At 66.1% G+C, this 18,143-nt stretch carries 18 protein-coding genes; 10 read left to right on the plus strand and 8 right to left on the minus strand.

Going from position 1 to position 18,143, the window contains the following annotated elements; genetic code table 11:
- Nucleotides 1–67: 67 nt before the first annotated feature.
- Nucleotides 68–1,744, minus strand: a complete 1,677-nt coding sequence (locus tag AACX88_RS16865) for a type I restriction-modification system subunit M (RefSeq protein WP_339394027.1) — start codon at nt 1,742–1,744, stop codon at nt 68–70.
- Between the two features lies 1 nt (nt 1,745).
- Nucleotides 1,746–2,849 (minus strand): redox-regulated ATPase YchF, encoded by a 1,104-nt coding sequence (gene ychF, locus AACX88_RS16870; protein ID WP_040340927.1) that lies wholly within the window; start codon nt 2,847–2,849, stop codon nt 1,746–1,748.
- Nucleotides 2,850–2,922: 73 nt separating this feature from the next.
- Here ychF and AACX88_RS16875 point away from each other — a divergent pair, with 73 nt between their 5' ends.
- Complete coding sequence (locus tag AACX88_RS16875) at nt 2,923–4,086, plus strand: DNA recombination protein RmuC (protein ID WP_193338762.1); 1,164 nt, start codon at nt 2,923–2,925, stop codon at nt 4,084–4,086.
- A 79-nt stretch (nt 4,087–4,165) separates the two neighbouring features.
- Here the strand turns inward: AACX88_RS16875 and AACX88_RS16880 are convergent, their stop codons facing one another.
- The gene (locus AACX88_RS16880; RefSeq protein WP_009374898.1) at nt 4,166–5,224 is read right to left on the minus strand and encodes a 4-hydroxy-3-methylbut-2-enyl diphosphate reductase; all 1,059 of its coding nucleotides are present in this window, start codon (nt 5,222–5,224) and stop codon (nt 4,166–4,168) included.
- 166 nt (nt 5,225–5,390) lie between these two features.
- Here AACX88_RS16880 and xseA point away from each other — a divergent pair, with 166 nt between their 5' ends.
- Entirely contained in the window at nt 5,391–6,692 is a 1,302-nt protein-coding gene (xseA, locus tag AACX88_RS16885) for an exodeoxyribonuclease VII large subunit (RefSeq protein ID WP_009374897.1), read from the plus strand.
- A 2-nt stretch (nt 6,693–6,694) separates the two neighbouring features.
- The gene (locus AACX88_RS16890; protein ID WP_009374896.1) at nt 6,695–6,931 is read left to right on the plus strand and encodes an exodeoxyribonuclease VII small subunit; all 237 of its coding nucleotides are present in this window, start codon (nt 6,695–6,697) and stop codon (nt 6,929–6,931) included.
- A gap of 73 nt (nt 6,932–7,004) precedes the next feature.
- Here AACX88_RS16890 and AACX88_RS16895 read toward each other — a convergent pair whose 3' ends face one another.
- Nucleotides 7,005–7,574 (minus strand): DUF4245 domain-containing protein, encoded by a 570-nt coding sequence (locus AACX88_RS16895; protein ID WP_009374895.1) that lies wholly within the window; start codon nt 7,572–7,574, stop codon nt 7,005–7,007.
- Nucleotides 7,575–7,798: 224 nt separating this feature from the next.
- Between AACX88_RS16895 and glpX the strand changes: the two genes are divergently transcribed.
- From glpX to AACX88_RS16910, 3 genes are all read left to right on the plus strand, one after another.
- A complete protein-coding gene (glpX, locus tag AACX88_RS16900) occupies nt 7,799–8,923 on the plus strand; it encodes a class II fructose-bisphosphatase (RefSeq protein WP_040340925.1) in 1,125 nt (374 codons plus the stop codon).
- 52 nt (nt 8,924–8,975) lie between these two features.
- Complete coding sequence (locus AACX88_RS16905; protein ID WP_009374893.1) at nt 8,976–9,602, plus strand: carbonic anhydrase; 627 nt, start codon at nt 8,976–8,978, stop codon at nt 9,600–9,602.
- Between the two features lie 73 nt (nt 9,603–9,675).
- Nucleotides 9,676–11,079 (plus strand): class II fumarate hydratase, encoded by a 1,404-nt coding sequence (locus AACX88_RS16910; protein WP_339394031.1) that lies wholly within the window; start codon nt 9,676–9,678, stop codon nt 11,077–11,079.
- 87 nt (nt 11,080–11,166) lie between these two features.
- On the opposite strand, the gene AACX88_RS16915 is transcribed toward AACX88_RS16910, so the two are convergent.
- A complete protein-coding gene (locus tag AACX88_RS16915) occupies nt 11,167–12,474 on the minus strand; it encodes an RNA 5'-3' helicase PhoH2 (RefSeq protein ID WP_339394032.1) in 1,308 nt (435 codons plus the stop codon).
- A gap of 206 nt (nt 12,475–12,680) precedes the next feature.
- Here AACX88_RS16915 and AACX88_RS16920 point away from each other — a divergent pair, with 206 nt between their 5' ends.
- Nucleotides 12,681–13,412 carry a class I SAM-dependent methyltransferase gene (locus AACX88_RS16920; protein WP_339394033.1) on the plus strand — a complete coding sequence of 244 codons (732 nt, stop codon included), beginning with the start codon at nt 12,681–12,683 and terminating at the stop codon, nt 13,410–13,412.
- 60 nt (nt 13,413–13,472) lie between these two features.
- On the opposite strand, the gene AACX88_RS16925 is transcribed toward AACX88_RS16920, so the two are convergent.
- Entirely contained in the window at nt 13,473–14,276 is an 804-nt protein-coding gene (locus AACX88_RS16925; RefSeq protein WP_339394034.1) for an isoprenyl transferase, read from the minus strand.
- A gap of 132 nt (nt 14,277–14,408) precedes the next feature.
- Here AACX88_RS16925 and trhA point away from each other — a divergent pair, with 132 nt between their 5' ends.
- Nucleotides 14,409–15,182: a PAQR family membrane homeostasis protein TrhA gene (gene trhA / locus AACX88_RS16930; RefSeq protein WP_339394035.1), complete on the plus strand. Its 774-nt coding sequence runs from the start codon at nt 14,409–14,411 to the stop codon at nt 15,180–15,182.
- Nucleotides 15,183–15,369: 187 nt separating this feature from the next.
- Here trhA and AACX88_RS16935 read toward each other — a convergent pair whose 3' ends face one another.
- Complete coding sequence (locus tag AACX88_RS16935; protein ID WP_339394036.1) at nt 15,370–15,816, minus strand: hypothetical protein; 447 nt, start codon at nt 15,814–15,816, stop codon at nt 15,370–15,372.
- Nucleotides 15,813–16,796 carry a mycothiol conjugate amidase Mca gene (gene mca / locus AACX88_RS16940; RefSeq protein WP_339394037.1) on the minus strand — a complete coding sequence of 328 codons (984 nt, stop codon included), beginning with the start codon at nt 16,794–16,796 and terminating at the stop codon, nt 15,813–15,815. Before mca ends, AACX88_RS16935 begins: the two co-directional genes overlap by 4 nt.
- A 125-nt stretch (nt 16,797–16,921) precedes the next feature.
- Here mca and AACX88_RS16945 point away from each other — a divergent pair, with 125 nt between their 5' ends.
- Both AACX88_RS16945 and greA read left to right on the plus strand, forming a co-directional pair.
- Nucleotides 16,922–17,344 carry a DUF4307 domain-containing protein gene (locus tag AACX88_RS16945; protein ID WP_339394038.1) on the plus strand — a complete coding sequence of 141 codons (423 nt, stop codon included), beginning with the start codon at nt 16,922–16,924 and terminating at the stop codon, nt 17,342–17,344.
- A gap of 249 nt (nt 17,345–17,593) precedes the next feature.
- Nucleotides 17,594–18,088, plus strand: coding sequence for a transcription elongation factor GreA (greA, locus tag AACX88_RS16950; protein ID WP_339394040.1), 495 nt, complete (start codon nt 17,594–17,596; stop codon nt 18,086–18,088).
- Nucleotides 18,089–18,143 lie beyond the last annotated feature (55 nt).

Raw genomic sequence — 18,143 nt, forward strand, 5'->3', positions numbered from 1 at the left:
ACCGGCAGCGGCTCCACTCGAGCCTCGGCTACCGCACGCCCGCCGAAGCGCGCGCCGACTACACCCTTCAGGCCGCGATCGCCGCCTGATCCACAAAGAGATCGTCTACGAAACTTGACACAGCCCACCAGTTGCGGATGTAGGCATTGCCCGGGTTGTTGAGAATGCCGTTTGGGATCACCATGGCCATGCGGCCAGTGCCGGGCTTAAGAAGCTGGATCGCTCGCTCGATGAACAGAATCTCTGGCGGCAAAGACTTCTGCAGGACCCGGTTGCCATGCTTGTCGAATCGAATCGCCCACTTACCGTCCTCATCCCGGTCCCACACGGCCGCCAGATCGTACTGGGAGAGGACTTCTTCGTCGTCGATCGGGATTTTCGCACCGAACGGCGGGTTAGAGACGATGACATCGATGGAACCCAGCTGGATAGCCTCCCGGAGCTTCGTGGACCACCTGTGAGGGTTATTAAGGGTATTAGCCTGGAACAAGCCGCCGGAGCCGTCGTTGTTCATAACCATGTTCATCTTCGCGGCCCGCACGAGGGCCGGATTCAGGTCGATGCCGAAGACGCATTCGCGGAAGTACTCATCCCGGCGACGGTAAAGTTCAGCCTGCTCATACTCCGTGCCCCGAGCTGGGTCGTCCCACTGATCACGTTCAGACTTCTCAATGTACTCGAGAGCGTGATTCATGCCGGTGATAAGGAAGCCCCCGGTACCGCAGGACGGGTCGAGGATTCGCTCGTCGGGTTGCGGATCGAGCATGGCGACTGCCATGCGGCATGCGTTGCGTGGGGTGAAGAACTCGCCCCGGTCTCCACGCAAGTTCGAGCCGACGATTTCTTCGTAGGCGACACCCTTGACGTCGACCGGTGAGCGCAGCAGGGAGTAGCCCTGCAGCTCTGTAACTGCGTAGGCGACAACCTCAGGCTTGAGGTCGATTTCGATGTCCTTGGCCTCGAAGATAGTCGGATACTTGTTGACGACGCGCTGCTCGAAGAGACTCTGGATGCGCTTCTTGGCGGCCGAGGCGACGGTCGAGCTACCGCGCTCGGAGGGAGTCGCAAAGAAGTTAAGCTTGGGTGATCGCTCGTCCTCGATCTTCGTGAAGATCAGCTTGAGCAGCTCCCAGAACGCTTCGGTCTTCTGTTTGCCCTCGTGAGCTGCGATGTAGTTGTGGCAGCGGCGGAAGGCGAAGAGCAAGTTATCGGCTGTGGCGACCTTGAGGTCTTTGCGACTCGGCCGTTGAGCATCGGCCTCGGTCTGGCCGAAACCGGGTATGTCGATGATCTCCTCGAAGGTCCAGCCACCCCTGCTGTCATCCCTCTTGGCAAAACAGAATCGGTCGGTTCCGTTCGTCCACATCCCGTACCGGACGTTGAGGCACGAGGACATGTACGACTGGAGCTGACCGACTCCCTCGGTGCGGTGCGTCGGCTTGACGTCCGCTTTCTTGGTCTCGACCAAGATGTATGCGTTCGCTTGAGTATGGTCAGCACCCTTGTCGAAGATGACTATGTCCACACGCTTACGCGAGGAGCCAACCTTAATGGTGAACTCTGGCGTGCAGTCAGCCGGCGCGTACTTGTACTGCCGGACGAGTGCCTTCTCGATGTTCTGCCGGACATATTCCTCAGAGGTGTCATTGACAATCTTTCCCGTAAGAAAGTCAGAAACTTTGCCGTCAGGAACGGACCCCACCGGCTGCACAGAAGGGAGCGTCGTCGGAGCTAATCCAGGCATGCTACTTCTTACCTCCAGATGTAAGTCCTGTCCTAAACTCGACGACGTCCCCGTCGACCATGACGTAGTCCTTGCCTTCCATCCGGACCTTGCCGGCGGACTTCGCGGCAGCCATCGACCCGTTCGCGTCGAGGTCGTCGAAGGACACGACCTCGGCCTTGATGAAGCCCTTCTGGAAGTCGGTGTGGATGACTCCGGCCGCCTCGGGGGCGGTGGCGCCCTTCGGGATCGTCCACGCCCGCGCTTCCTTCGGTCCCGCGGTCAGGTAGGTCTGCAGGCCCAGCGTGTCGAAGCCGACCCGGGCGAGCTGGTCGAGACCGCTTTCCTCCTGGCCGGTGGATTCGAGCATCTCCCGTGCCTCATCCTCGTCGAGCTCGGCAAGCTCTGCTTCGAACTTCGCATCGAGGAAGATCGCCTCGACGGGTGCGACGAGCGCACGCATCTCGTCCTTCTTCGCCTCATCGCCGAGCACCTCGTCATCGACGTTGAAGACGTAGAGGAACGGCTTCGTCGTCATCAGCTGCAGCTCGCGCAGCGCCGAGACGTCGAACTTATCCGCCTGCATCGCCTGGTAGAGCGTCCGGCCGCCCTCGAGGATCTCCGTGGCGGCGTCCATCGCGGTGAGCAGCTCGGCGGGTGCCCGCTTGCCCTTGACGTCCTTCTCGATGCGCGGCCGCGCCTTCTCCAGCGTCTGCAGGTCGGCGAGGATGAGCTCGGTGTTGATCGTGTCGATGTCATCGGCGGGACTGATCTTGCCGTCGACATGGACGACATCCTCATCGACGAAACCACGGATGACCTGGCAGATCGCATCGGCTTCACGGATGTTCGCGAGGAACTGGTTGCCCAGACCCTCACCTTCCGAAGCACCGCGGACGATGCCGGCGATGTCGACGAAGTCGACGGTGGCGTTGAGAATCCGCTCCGAGGAGTAGATCTCCGCCAGCCGAGTCAGCCGCGCATCCGGCAGGGGCACGACGCCCACATTCGGCTCGATCGTCGCGAACGGGTAGTTCGCCGCGAGAACCTGGTTCTTGGTCAGTGCATTAAACATGGTCGACTTGCCGACATTGGGCAGTCCCACGATTCCGATTGTCAGTGCCACGGTAGCCAAGTCTATCCCGGCGCCGAGGCGGTCCCCGAATCCTCGTGTCAGTGCCCTCTGTCACGCTGAGACCATGAACGCATTCCCCGCCGCCGGCGTCATCGCCGCCTTCTTCCTGGCGATCGTCCTCGCAGCCGTCCTCGGCTTCCTCCTCGGTCGCGCCATCACCCGCTCCCGATACGTCGAACGCCTGACCCGCGCTGAGACGACCTCGAAGATCCTCACCGACCGCACCGAGGATCTCGAAGCCGACGCGCAGATGGCCGGGGAGCTCACTGCCGCCATCGGTCCGCTCGCCGCGAGCGTCAAACACCTCCATGAGAGCGTGCAGACCCAGGACCGGGCGCAGCTCGAACAGATCACCCGCCTCAACGCCCAGATCTCCCACTTAAGCCAGCAGAACCTCCGCCTGCAGGAATCGACGGGATCACTGGCGAACGCCCTGAACTCGACGACGAAACGCGGAGACTGGGGAGAAGTGCAGCTGCGCCGCATCGTCGAATACGCAGGCCTCCTCCCCCACGTCGACTTCGACACCCAGGTCAGCGCCGACAAGGATGGACAGCGGCACCGACCCGACATGATCGTCCACCTGCCCGGCGGCGGCACGATCGTCATCGACGCGAAGACCCCGCTCTCAGCCCGGATGGACGAGGACACCGAGATCGACGGCAACCATGCGCGGGCCCTGCTGCGCCACGTCGACTCCCTCGCATCGAAGGAGTACTGGAAGGCCTTCGACACGGCACCGGACTTCGTCGTCTGCTTCGTCCCCACCGACGGGCTGCTCTCCGCCGCTGCGGCAACGTACCCGAAGATGATCGACCACGCCCTGGGCAAGAACGTCGTCCTCGCCTCCCCCGCGACACTGCTCGTGCTGCTCAAGACCGTCGCCCTCAACTGGCGTCAGGCCGATATGAGCACCTCGGCGGCGGACGTCCTCCGGCTCGGGACAGAACTCTACGAGCGCGTCGGCACCCTTGTGTCCCATGTGTCGAAGATGGGGTCGAGCCTCGACCGCTCGGTGGAGGACTACAACCGGTTCGTCTCGTCGTTCGAGTCGCGATTCCTCGTCACTGCGCGGAAGTTCCCGTCGACGGGAATCGTCGTCGACGAACTCGACACGGTGGCCGAACTCGATGCGCACAGTCGAGGGATCAGCGCCGCTGAACTCTCACGGCCGCGCTTCGGCGATGATGCGACCGAGCTGAGGAGGCCGCGTACCGGCACACAATGACCTCGCGCACACGCACCGGATGACAAGGCGTACCGGCACGCAGTGATCGGGCGCACCGGCGCCGAACGATCGGGGGTGCTCAGATGATGTCGTGCTGACGGTCAGCGCCATCGCGCTTGTTCGAGGTCTTCTTGCCCGCGGCCTTGAGATCCTTGCGGAGTTCACGCGGCAGGGAGAACATGAGATCCTCCTCCGCGGTGACGACTTCCTCGACCGAGGCGAAACCGTAGTCGGCCAGCAGGCCGAGCAGATCCTGGACGAGCCCGTCGGGCACGCTCGCACCCGAGGTCACACCGACCGTGGCGACATCGTTGAACCACGTCTCGTCAACCTCACGGGCGAAGTCGATGCGATGGGCGGCCTTCGCACCGTGTTCGAGGGCGACCTCGACGAGACGGACCGAGTTCGAGGAGTTCGCCGAACCGACGACGAGGACAAGATCGGCCTGCGGCGCGATCTTCTTCACCGCCACCTGGCGGTTCTGAGTCGCATAGCAGATGTCATCGCTGGGCGGATCCTGCAGATGCGGGAACCGCTGACGGAGGATGTCGACCGTCGCCATGGTCTCGTCGACGCTCAGCGTCGTCTGCGAGATCCACACGAGCCGCTCGGTGTCCTCGACCTCGACGGTCTTCGCTTCCTCAGGGTTCTCGATGAGGGTGATGTGCTCGGGAGCCTCACCCATTGTGCCCTCGACCTCCTCATGCCCGGCATGGCCGACGAGGAGGATGCGGTAACCGTCGCGGGCGAAGCGCACAGCCTCACGGTGGACCTTCGTCACCAGCGGGCACGTCGCATCGATCGTGGAGAGATCACGGGCGGCCGCCTCGGCGTGGACTGCCGGGGACACGCCGTGGGCGGAGAACACGACGCGTGCGCCCTGCGGCACCTCGTCGGTCTCGTTGACGAACACGGCACCGCGCTCGGAGAGCGTTTCGACGACATGCCGGTTGTGGACGATCTCCTTGCGCACATAGACGGGAGCACCGTAGTGCTCGAGCGCCCGCTCGACGGCGATCACGGCGCGGTCGACTCCGGCGCAGTACCCGCGCGGAGCGGCGAGGAGCACTTTCTGGTCGCTGCCTTCCGGCGTCCGGATGTCCTCCGGGGCGACGCGCTTGCGCGGGATCGTGGGCATGGGAACAGATACGGCAGTCACGGTGCCATTCTAGGTCTCGAGGCTGAACGTCAGCCACAAAGGTGAACCATTCCACACCGAGCAGCCCACCGCACGCGCCGCCCGCCGCGTCCTGCCCCGCCGTGTCCGCACCGTTCGCTAGGCTGGGCCGGGACAAGGAGATGACATGGCACAACGCATATCCGGCACCCCCGGAACGCTCGGCGAGTCCGTCGACCCGCAGGAGCTGCCGGCCACCGCTGCCGAGACCACCGCGGACAACCCGTGGCCGCTGAGCCTGCTCTCGAACAAGATGAAGTCCTACATCGACCGCATGTCGAGCGTGTGGATCGAGGGCCAGGTCGTCGAACTCAACCACCGCGGCAAGGCCAGTTACCTCACCCTGCGCGACACCGACGTCGAGATGTCCCTGCCCGTCCAGATCTGGAAGAACGTCCTCGACCGCACCGGCGCCCAGCTGACGGAGGGAAGCCACGTCGTCGCCAACGTCAAAGCCGACTTCTGGACGAAGACCGGGCGGCTGACGATGCGGGCCAACGACATCCGCGCCGTCGGCCTCGGCGAACTCCTCGCCCGGCTCGAGAGGCTGAAGAAGCAGCTCGCCGCTGAAGGCCTCTTCGACCCCAACCGGAAGAAGCGGCTGCCGTTCCTGCCCAACCGGATCGGGCTGATCACCGGCCGCGACTCCGATGCGCAGAAGGACGTCGTGCGCAACGTCCACGTCCGCTGGCCCGCCGCCGAATTCGAGATCCGCAACACCGCAGTCCAAGGACCCGACGCGGTGCCTGGCGTGATGAAGAACCTCGCCGAACTCGATGCCGACCCGAACATCGACGTCATCGTCATCGCCCGCGGCGGCGGCAGCATGGAGGACCTCCTCCCCTTTTCCAACGAAGCGCTCGTGCGCGCGGTCGCCAACGCCTCGACCCCCGTCGTCTCGGCGATCGGCCACGAAGCCGACCGGCCCATCCTCGATGAGGTCGCTGACCTGCGTGCCTCGACACCGACCGATGCGGCGAAGCGGATCGTCCCCGATGTCGCCGAGGAGGCGATGGGCATCCTCAATGCGCGTGCCCTCCTCGACGCCGCCGTCAACCGCATCATCGACCGTGAGCAGGAGATGCTCACCGCCGTGCGCTCCCGGCCGGTGCTCGCCGAGCCGCAGACCATGGTCGATGCGCGCGAAGACGAACTCCTCATGCTGCGCCGTCGCAGCCTGCAGGCGATGACTGGTCTGCTCAACCACGGTGCGAACGAGATCACCCACCTGCGCTCCCAAGCCCGGTCGCTCTCACCGCTGCGCACGCTCGAACGCGGCTACGCGGTCGTGCAGACCGAGGATGGCGTCGCCGTCCGCAATGTCTCCGAAGTCCACGTCGGCTCCCCAGTCCACGTCCGGGTCGCCCACGGACGGTTCGACGCCGAGGTGACGAAGACCGAGAATCCCACCGAAGAAGCAAGGAGCTGACCATGACCGAACCCGTCACCCAGCAGGACGAAGCCGACATCAGCACGCTCAGCTACGAACAGGCCCGCGAAGAGCTCGTCACCACCGTCAAGCGCCTCGAAGCCGGGAACCTCCCCCTCGAGGAGTCGCTGCGGCTGTGGGAACGCGGAGAGGCACTCGCCGACCGCTGCCAAGCGTGGCTCGACGGTGCCCGCGAACGACTCGACAAAGCACGCGACGAGTCAGCCGAGGACGACTGAGAGCTCGGTGAAACGGGTGCGCCGCAGAGGGTGAGTCGCACAGGGTGCGCCGCTGCCTTCAGCGGCGCCGCGCTCACTTGAGCTGGGCGGCGACCTGGTCGGCGAAGGAGTTGATGGTGTCGGGTGAGGCGATGGCCTTGAGGACGACGAACATGTCGCCCTTCGACGTCACCCAGTACTCCTTGGCGTCGTCGGAACGATAGATCTGAAACGTCTGTCCCCCGACCTGAGCCGTCTCGGCCGCCGTGGCACCTTCGACCTTGCCCTCGGCCCACTTCGCTGAGGTCTGCGCCTGCTCGAGGCTCACCCACTGGTCATCGGGTCCGAGGAACGAGAGGTACCACGATGAGGAATCCGACCCCTTGATCGGATCGAGATTCGCCTCATTCGACGTCCATCCCGAGGGGACGTCGGGGACGATGAGGTCGAAGTCGGTGTTGGCCTGGGACGCCTCGGCGATCGCCTTGTAGTCGACGACGCGTTCGGGGCTGACCTCCGGCTGCGGGGCCAGCAGCAGGACACCGGCGACGAGGGCCATGCACGCGGCGATCGCCACGGTCATATTCACCCAGTTCGAGTTCTTCCGCAGCAGACGCATCTCTTCCCGGGACCCGGGAAGGACGACTCCGGACTGGTCGGACATGGATACTCCCTTGACTGCGGCTGCCGGTGCGACGGTCGTCGACCTGCTCCCCGCTTCGTCGATGCTGCGGACACTCACCTCCCCATTGTCCCCGCGGCAGGGTCCGCGAGCCAATCGGCGCACTCTCAGCGTGCCCGGGATCACAGCGGGAGCCCTGCTTGAGCCCGTGTCCCAGCGCAATCCGATGTCCTCCCCCGCCTGCCGAGGGTGGCACAATTGGAGGCATGAGTGACTCCCAGGACACAGTTGACGTGAAATCGCATCATGACCGGGGCCGCGTGGACGCCGAGGCGCCACCGGTCGCAGTGACCGACGAATGGTCACAGCAGGCTCAGGTCGGAGCCGGAGCCCCCGACCGCAACCTCGCCCTCGAACTCGTGCGAGTCACCGAAGCCGCAGCCATCGCCGCCGCCCCCTGGGTGGGCCGTGGTGACAAGAACGCCGCCGACGGCGCAGCCGTGGCCGCGATGCGCAACGTCATCTCCTCCGTCCGCATGGCCGGCACCGTCGTCATCGGCGAAGGCGAGAAGGACGAAGCCCCCATGCTCTTCAACGGCGAACAGGTCGGCGACGGCGGCGGCGCCCGCTGCGACGTCGCCGTCGATCCCATCGACGGCACCCGCCTGACCGCGCTCGGCATGCCCAACGCGATCTCCGTCATGGCGGTGACCGAAGACGGCGCGATGTACGACCCCTCGGCCGTGTTCTACATGGAGAAGCTCGTCACCGGCCCCGATGCCGCTGACGCCGTCGACCTGCGCCTGCCGATCGCGGAGAACATCCGCCGCGTCGCCAAGGCCAAGGGAACGAAGGATCCCGCCTCGGTGACGGTGATGATCCTCGACCGTCCCCGCCACGAGGAGATGATCGCTGAGATCCGCGCCGCCGGCGCCCGCATCCGCCTCATCACCGACGGCGACGTCGCCGGCGCGATCGCCGCCTGCCGTCCCGATACCGGCGTCGACATGCTCATGGGCATCGGCGGCACCCCCGAGGGCATCATCACTGCGTGTGCCATCAAAGCCCTCGGCGGCGTCATCCAGGGCCGCCTGTGGCCGCAGGACGACAGTGAGCGCGAGGCGGCAGCCAAGGCCGGCCTCGACGTCGACAAGGTGCTCGGCACCGACGACCTCGTCACCGGGGACAACTGCTACTTCGTGGCCACCGGCATCACCAACGGCGACCTCCTCGACGGAGTGAAGTTCCAGGGCGGTCACGTGACCACGCATTCGCTGGTCATGCGCTCGAAGTCCGGCACGGTCCGCTCGGTCTTCGCTGAGCACCAGGCCGCGAAGACCCACTCGTACGTCGAAGCCGCCGAGGAAGCAGCCCGTCGCGGCCTCGTCTGAGACTGCGGCGCTCTCACTCACCCATCCACCGTCGGAAGCAGGTCAGGACGTCATGCCCAACCAGGCTTGGAAGCGCTTGCAGGAAGGCAATCGTCGATTCGTCAACGATGAGCCCGAACATCCCAACCAGGACATCACCCGCCGTGAGGCGGTCAGCGCCGATCAGACGCCCTTCGTCTCCCTCTTCGGCTGCGCCGACTCCCGGGTGGCCGCGGAGATGATCTTCGACGTCGGCCTCGGCGACATGTTCGTCGTCCGCAACGCCGGCCAGGTCGTCGACCCGGTCACCCTCGGGTCGCTCGAGTACGGGGTCGAGATCCTCGGCACTCCGCTGCTCGTCGTCCTCGGACACGACAGCTGCGGGGCGGTGACCGCGGCCTACAACGCCTACGACACCGGTGACACTCCGCCCGGGTTCATCTCCGACGTCGTGGCCCGCATCCTGCCCACGGTGGCCCGGGCACGGAAGAACAATCGGACGACGGTCAACGAGACCGTCGTGCAGAACACCATCGACACGGTCGAGAAGATCATGCAGCTCTCGACCCTGATCTCGCGTGCCGTCGACGAGGGTCGACTCATCATCGTCGGCATGACCTATCAGCTCCACGACGGTCACACGACCGTCGTCGCCCAGTACGGGGGCGACGAGGCCGCGGTCTCGTCCTACGCCTCCTGACCCGGTTCCGCGGCCGGGCGGGCCTTCCCGCTCAGGCGCGGGCGCACTCATCACCGAAAGGACCGTGCAACGCATGAGCGAAGAGTTTCGCATCGAACACGACACCATGGGAGAGGTGAAGGTCCCCAAGGACGCCCTCTACGGCGCGCAGACGCAGCGGGCCGTGGAGAACTTCCCGATCTCCGGCAAGACCCTCGAACCCGCCCACATCCACGCGCTCGCGCAGGTGAAGAAGGCCGCGGCGAAGGCCAACCTCGAACTCGGCGTCCTCGACGCCGACCGTGCCGAAGCGATCCAGAACGCCGCCGATGAGGTCATCGCCGGCAAGTACGATGCCGACTTCCCGATCGACGTCTTCCAGACCGGTTCGGGCACCTCGTCGAACATGAACACCAACGAGGTGCTCGCCACCCTGGCCTCGAAGGCCCTGGCCGACAAGGGCATCAGCGTCCACCCCAACGACCACGTCAACGCCTCGCAGTCGTCGAATGACGTCTTCCCCACCTCGGTGCACGTGGCAGTGACGAATGCCCTGGTCAACACCCTCATCCCGGCGATGGACACCCTGGCGACCTCGCTGGAGAAGAAGGCCGAGGAATTCGCCAAGGTCGTCAAGTCCGGTCGCACGCACCTCATGGACGCCACCCCGGTGACCCTGGGCCAGGAGTTCGGCGGCTACGCCGCGCAGGTCCGCTACGGCATCGAGCGCATCGAGTCCGCGCTCCCCCGCGTCGCCGAGGTCCCGCAGGGCGGAACCGCCGTGGGCACGGGCATCAACACCCCCGACGGATTCTCGGCTCGGGTCGTCGAGCTCCTCGCCGAGGAGACCGGCCTGCCGATCACCGAGGCACGCAACCACTTCGAGGCGCAGGCCAACCGCGACGGCCTCATCGAGGCCTCGGGCCAGCTGCGCACGATCGCCTACGGCTACATGAAGATCTGCAACGACCTGCGCTGGATGGGTTCGGGCCCGAACACCGGCCTCGGCGAGATCGCGATCCCGGACCTCCAGCCCGGTTCCTCGATCATGCCCGGCAAGGTCAACCCGGTCATCTGCGAGGCCACGATCCAGGTCGCGGCCCAGGTCGTAGGCAACGACACGACCGTGGCGCTGTCGTCGACGAACGGCGCGTTCGAGCTCAACGTCGGCATCCCCGTCATGGCCTCGAACCTCCTCGAGTCGATCCGCCTGCTCGCCAACGCCTCGACGGTGATGGCGGAGAAGATGATCGACGGGCTGACCGCGAACGTCGAACGCGCCCGCTTCCTCGCCGAAGCGAGCCCCTCGATCGTCACGCCGCTCAACAAGGTCATCGGCTACGAGGCGGCGGCGAAGATCGCCAAGCACGCCGTGGCGAACAAGATGACCGTCAAGGAGGCGACGATCGATCTCGGCTTCGTCGAGAACGGCTCGATCACCGAGGCCGACCTCGACAAGGCTCTCGACGTCACGACGATGATCGGCACCTACAAGTAGGTTCCCGACACCCTCGGAGTGAGAGCACCGGCGCGGTCAACCGACCGCCCCGGTGCTCTCTGCTCTTCCCGCCTCGGCGAGGCGACCCTACGACCGGAAGGGATCGAACTCCTCGAGGACATCGGTGACCAGGGCCGCGATCTCCGAACGCTCCGAACGAGTGAGCGTGACATGCGAGAAGAGCTCGTGACCCTTGAGCTTCTCGATCACCGCGGCGATGCCGTCATGGCGTCCCACCCGCAGGTTGTCGCGCTGCGCGACATCGTGGGTGAGCACGACCTTCGAGTTCATCCCGATGCGCGAGAGCACCGTGAGCAGGACGTTGCGCTCAAGCGACTGCGCCTCGTCGACGATGACGAACGCATCGTGGAGGGACCGGCCGCGGATGTGGGTCAGCGGCAGCACCTCGAGGATGCCGCGGTTGACGACCTCGTCGATGACGTTCTTCGACACCAGGGCGCTGAGCGTGTCGAAGACCGCCTCCGCCCACGGGTTCATCTTCTCCCCCTCGCTGCCGGGCAGGTAGCCGAGGTTCTGGCCGCCGACGGCGTAGAGGGGACGGAAGACCATGATCTTCGAGTGCTTGTTCTCCTCGAGCACCTTCTGCAGTCCCGCCATGAGGGCGAGCGCGGACTTCCCCGTTCCCGCTCGCCCTCCCAGGGAGACGATGCCCAGATCGTCGTCGAGGAGCATATCGATGGCCACCCGCTGCTCGGCTGACCGGCCGTGGACGCCGAAGATGTCCCGATCCCCGCGCACCAGGCTCACCGTGTTGTTCCTCCGCACCCGACCGAGCGCCGACCCCCTTGGCGAGGTGATGACGACGCCGGTGTTGACGACCTCGTCGGCCACGGCATCGGTCGTGATCGACCCGGAGTCGTAGAACTCCGACATCTCCTCATCCCCGAGCGCGAGTTCGCTCATCCCGGTGAAACCCGAATCCGTGGCGAGCTCGGCCAGGTACTCTTCCGCTTGGAGGCCGAGCGCCGAGGCCTTCACCCGCATCGGCACGTCCTTCGTCACGACGACGACGTCATGGCCCTCCGCGGCGAGATTCCTGGCGACGGCGAGGATGCGGGTGTCGTTCTCCGAGCGGTCAAAGCCGACCGGCATCGTCGTGGCGTCGACGTGGTTGAGTTCGACCCGGACCGTTCCCCCGGCATCGCCGACGGGGATCGGCTCGTCGAGCCGGTCGTAGTCGGAGCGGAAGTCGTCGAGGATGTGCAGCGCCTTGCGCGCGGTGAAGCCGAGTTCAGGGTGGTGCCGCTTCGCCTCGAGCTCCGAGACGACGACGAGAGGGATGACGATGTGATGCTCTGCGAATCTCAGCAGTGCTCCCGGATCCGAGAGAAGCACCGAGGTGTCGAGAACGTATGTGTGGACCTTTTCGGCCATGGGGACCCCTGTGGCGTACGTAGCGCCGAGGTCCGAATCCTGACATCACCCGAACCCCGGGTTGGTGTCGACCAACTACTGTCAACCTATCCCCGATCGCGGCGACTTCTCGTTGCGGCACGCACTTTCTGCCAAGTCGCGTCGTGAACATCGAGTGAATGGGAACGGGTGCGACCGAGGCAAGGCTCCTGTGCTAGTTTCGGCCCATGCCCGATGCGATCTTCGCGAACCCGCAGCTCGTCGCCGTCTACGACGCCTTCGACGGTGACCGCGACGATCTCGAGGCCTATCGGGCGATCGCCGAGGAGTTCTCCGCCCGCACCGTCATCGACCTCGGGTGCGGCACCGGCGTCTTCGCCCGCTCCCTCGCAACCTCTGGAATCCGGGTCATCGGGATCGACCCGGCCCAGGCCTCGATCGACTTCGCCGAGGCGGCCGCAGCCTCCGCATCCGCCGACGTCGACTTCCGGCGCGGCACGTCAGCGGACATCCCCTCGGTCGACGCCGACCTCGTGACGATGACAGGCAACGTCGCCCAGGTCTTCCTCGGCCTCGACGAGCTGCGCGGGGTGTTCGCCGACTGCGCCCGGGGCCTGCGGCCAGGAGGTCATCTCCTCTTCGAGTCCCGGATCCCGGAGGTGAGACCGTGGACGGACTGGGCTGGGCGGGCACCGCGAACCCTCACGGTCGAGGGCATCGGCGAGGTCACCGAGACCTTCGTCCTCGGCCAGATCGACCTGCCCTTCGTCGCCTTCACCCACCTCTACCGGTTCGCAGACACCGGGGACACCATCGGCTCACAGTCCCGGCTGCGCTTCCACGAGAAGGCGGAGATCACCTCGGCGCTGGAGCAGACGGGATTCACAGTCCGCGAGGTCAGGGACGCCCCGGACCGAACCGGGAAGGAATGGGTCTTCATCGCCGAGAAGCTGCAGTGAGGCAGAGGAGACGCCACGGCGGGCCCTGACAGACCCTGACGGGCCGAGCAGTCGACGCCGCTACCTGCCGAAGCGGCGCTGGCGGAGTCCGTAGTCGCGGACGGCGCGGAGGAAGTCGGTGCGGCGGAAGTCCGGCCAGTACGTCTCGCAGAAGTAGAACTCGGAATACGCCGACTGCCACATGAGGAAGCCCGAGAGCCGCTGCTCGCCGGAGGAGCGGATGATGAGGTCCGGGTCGGGCTGGCCCTTCGTGTAGAGGTGCGCGCCGATCTGCTCGGGTGAGAGTTCGGCGATGATCGTCTCGAGATCGGTGCCCTCGTCCTGCCGGGTGCGCAGCAGGGACTTCACGGCGTTGACGATCTCCTGCCGCCCTCCGTAGCCGACGGCGACGTTGACGCGCATGCCGCCCTCACCCGAGGATGCCGCCGCTTCGAGTCGCTGCCGCAGATCGGGTGGGAGGATCTCGAGGTCACCGACGAGCTGGACCCACACGTCGTCGAGCTTCGCGATCCGCTCGACCATGTCGGAGATGATCTCGATGAGCACGGCCACCTCGTCGGCGGACCGGGCGAGGTTCTCCTTCGAGAGCACATAGAGGGTGACGATCTCGACGTCGACCTCCTGGCACCAGCCGAGGAACTCGACGATCTTGTCGGCCCCCGCCCGATGTCCGTCGGCGGTCGTCGCCCCGAACTCCTTCGCCCAGCGGCGGTTGCCGTCGGTGATCACGCCGACGTGCCTGGGGACGGGCACCGAGGTCTCGAGCTCGCGCAGCAGCCTCCGCTCATAGAGACGGTAGAGCAGACTCATCGGTCGCGCCACGACGTCCTCTTTCCCCTTGCCCATCGGTCGGTCGAACACCATACAGAGTACTATCCCCGGACGGCCTCACCTGCGACGGCCCCGACCGGTGCCGACCGGGTCGCACTGCGGACGCTCATGACCACCACATGGGCCTATCGTCATCCTGCCAGGAGATCCGGATAGATTGATCCCATGAACGCTCCCGTCACGGACCCGCCCGCGCTCGATCGTCCCGCGTCCGACAGCCGGAAGCACCCTGCCCGCGCCCCGCATCCGCTGCGCATCGCCCGCCGCCGATCAGCCCTGCGCAGCGAACTCGGCAAACTCGCCGGGCAGGTCAAACCCAAGCTGCGCGGCTGGTTCCACGCCGGAGCGTTCCCCGTCGCGATGCTCGGGGGCTTCGCCCTCGTCATCATCTCCCCGACGATCGAATCACGGCTGGCCGCCTCCGTCTTCGCCGTCACCGGCATGCTCCTCTTCGGCACCTCGGCCGTCTATCATCGCGGCCGCTGGCGGACGAAGGCCAGACTCGTCCTCCGCCGCCTCGACCATGCGAACATCTTCCTCATCACCGCGGGCACGTACACCCCGCTGGCCGTACTCATGCTTGAGCCCCAGCAGGCGATCGTGCTCCTGTCCGTCCTCTGGGGTGCCGCAGCGCTCGGGGTGGCGTTCCGGACGATCTTCACCACCGCGCCGAGGTGGCTCTTCGTTCCCATCTACGTGGGCTTCGGCATCGCCGGAGTCGGGTACATCCCGCAGATCTGGGCGACCCTGCCCACCGTCGGCATCCTCGTCGTCGCCGGCGGCGTGTGCTACATCGCCGGTGCCGTGATCTACGGCATCAAGAAGCCGAATCCGGCACCGAAGTGGCTGGGCTTCCACGAGATCTTCCACATCCTCACGATCGCCGGCTACGGCTGCCACCTCGCGGCACTCCTCGTCGCCGCCGTCGCCGCCTACTGAACCCGGGGCCGGCTGAGGTCATGGGCGGCCGCGCTTGCGGCCTGCTGTCGTCGCTACCTCGGCACCGGCCGGACCAGTCGTCTGCGCAACACGAAACCACAACGCAGCGGGGGCTCTCACCATGTCGGTGAGAGCCCCCGCTGTGCTGTGACCGGGCCGGAGTCAGGTCAATCGAATCGGTCTGCGTTCACGACCGTTCGGAGCCCGCTCCGCGGTCCGCATCGGACTCGGTTGCAGTGTCACTCTCGGCAGCCTCGGCGGCAGTCGCAGCGTCGGCTGACGTCGAATCGCCGGATCCGGGGTCGGCGGGAATGCGCTCCCCTGTCGGAGTCTCCGTGCCGTCGATGACCGACTGAGGCGCGTTGGCCCCGGAGAGCTTCGACTGGTTGGGCACCGCGTACTTGCGCAGCGGGATCGGGTAGGCGTCGCTGGCCCGGGAACGGGCCCGCACCCGGCGCACCCGCTTGAGCGCGTCGCGGATGAGGAAGATCGCGATGACGACGATCCCGAAGGTCGTGAGGAAGCCGATCGTGCCCGGGGTGACGAGGTCGGGGTCGGGTCCCCCGCTCGGGGTCGCGGTGCCGGCGGCCAGCATCGTCGCGGGGGCGGCGAGGATCTCCATCGCTGCGGTCATGCGCTCTCTCCTTCAAGACGGTCGTCGGCGGGCGAAGCGGGCAGCATCCCCTCGGCGGGGACCACGCGGCCGTCGTCGAAACGGACCCCGGCGAAGAGGTCGGACTCCTGGAAGTCCACGCCCGGGGTCATCGGTTCCCGGCCGGTGCGATCGACGGCGATCTCGAACTCCTCGGTCGGCCAGTAGGTGCGTGCGGCCTTCCGTGAGGCGGAGAAGAAACCGCCTTCGGGATCGATCTGCGTGGCGTGGGAGAGCAGGGCCCGATCGCGGGCGCCGAAGTACTCACCGCAGTCGATGCGCGTGGAGAGCCAGTTGACGCGTTCGGCGTCGCGCTTCTTGAAGTCCTCGATGTGCTCGGCGAACGGCGATTCGAGGCCGGCAGCCTCCATCTTCTCGTGGATGGTGATCCACTTCTTCGCCGACAGGTCCTGGTTGTAGTAGACCTTCTGCACCGCCCACGGCTCTCCGAGCTCAGGGTGCGCCTCGGGGTCGGCCGCAGCCTCGACGGCTGCCATCGTCACCGCGTGGTTCTTGATGTGGTCGGGATGAGGGTAGCCGCCGAGCTCGTCATACGTGGTCACGACCTGGGGCCGGAACTGCCGGATGATGTGGACGAGCGGGAGCATCGCGATCTCGTCGGGCACCCGGTAGAAGCAGCCGGCGGGGATCTCGGTCTCGAAGTCGCCCTCGGGCAGACCGGAGTCGACGTGGCCGACCCAGACGTGTTCGGCGCCGAGCGCCGCGGCGGCCGAGGCCATCTCCTCGCGACGCAGACCCGCGATGTCACGGGTGGCCTTCGGCGACTGCAGGAGCGCTGGGTTGAGGATGTCTCCGGCCTCCCCGCCGGTCATCGTCGCGATGAGGACCCGTGCGCCGAGGTCCGCGTACTTCGCACTCGTGGCAGCGCCCTTCGACGATTCGTCGTCGGGGTGCGCATGGACAGCCAGCAGACGCAGCCCGCGATATGGAAGCGCAGTCATTTCTCGGTGGTCCCCTCTCGGTTCGGCGCTGAGCCGTTCCTCACTCTGTCCGTGCCTGAGCATGATCGCAGATCACGGATCGACTACTCTAGATTAGTGCGCGAGAGTGACAGATGAGGAATTCAATGACTGAGGTTACAGCCGCAGAACCGCAGGGCGACCGCTACGGGCGCGCCCGCACCCCGCGACGTCGCCTCAGCCGCAGGGCGACGATCATCGGCACAGCCGTCATTGCCATCGTCGTCATCATCATCGGCGTCGTCGCCTTCCAGCCCCCGACGAAGCCGAACGATCCGCAGACCGTCGAGTACACGGTCAACGATTCCGCGAGCACCACGGTGACCGTGGCCCTCTACCCGGACCGTGAGCGCAGCGTCCACTGCATCGTCCAGGCCACGAACAGCAACGAGGCGATCGTCGGCTTCACCGAGGTCAGCCTCGACGCCGACCCGCAGGCCGATCCCACCAAGCCGCGGCCGATCACCGTCGACCTCGCCACCACCCAGCTCGCCTCCTCCGGCCACGCGGACGCCTGCTGGTTCGAGTGACCTCGTTGTCGTCGCGACATCCCTGAGGCAGGCATCGCGCAAGCTTCCCTGCCGTCGCCGAGGTGCATCCTCCCTGACGGCGACGCCGATGGGAGTTCCCCGCGAGGGTGCCCGAATCGTGACCCAGATCATCGTAATCCTCGCGAAATGGGTTAGACTGTAGTTTCATTCACCGCCCGGGCGTACCCCACGCCCGGTTTTTCGTTGCCTGACGTGCCGTCAGCGCATCGAACCGAAGAAGGAGAAGTCATGACCGAGGATGTCACCCAGGAAGAGACATGGTTGACCCAGGAAGCCTTCGACCGCCTGTCGAAGGAACTTGAACACCTCTCCGGACCGGGACGTGCAGAGATTGCTGAGAAAATCGAAGCCGCCCGCGACGAGGGTGACTTGAAGGAGAACGGCGGCTATCACGCGGCACGCGAAGAACAGGGCAAGCAGGAGGCCCGCATCCGCCAGCTCGAGCAGCTGCTGCGCTCGGCGAAGGTCGGAGAGAGCGAGAGCGACGGCAAGACCGTCTCCCCCGGCTCCGTCGTGACCGCGAAGGTCGCCGGAAACGAGATGCGCTTCCTGCTCGGCAGCCGTGAGATCGCCGGTGACTCCGACATCGACGTGTTCTCGGAGAAGTCGCCGCTCGGCGCGGCCGTGCTCGGCGTCGCCGTGGGCGACAAGACGAGCTACGAGGCCCCCAACGGCAAGGAGATCGCCGTCGAGGTGACGAACATCGAGGCCTTCTCCGGCTGAGCTGACCTGGCAGAGTAGACCGGTGGGCGGGTGCGATCGCACCCGCCCACCGGTC

The sequence above is a fragment of the Brevibacterium metallidurans genome, from assembly GCF_037101285.1.
Lineage (GTDB): Bacteria > Actinomycetota > Actinomycetes > Actinomycetales > Brevibacteriaceae > Brevibacterium > Brevibacterium metallidurans.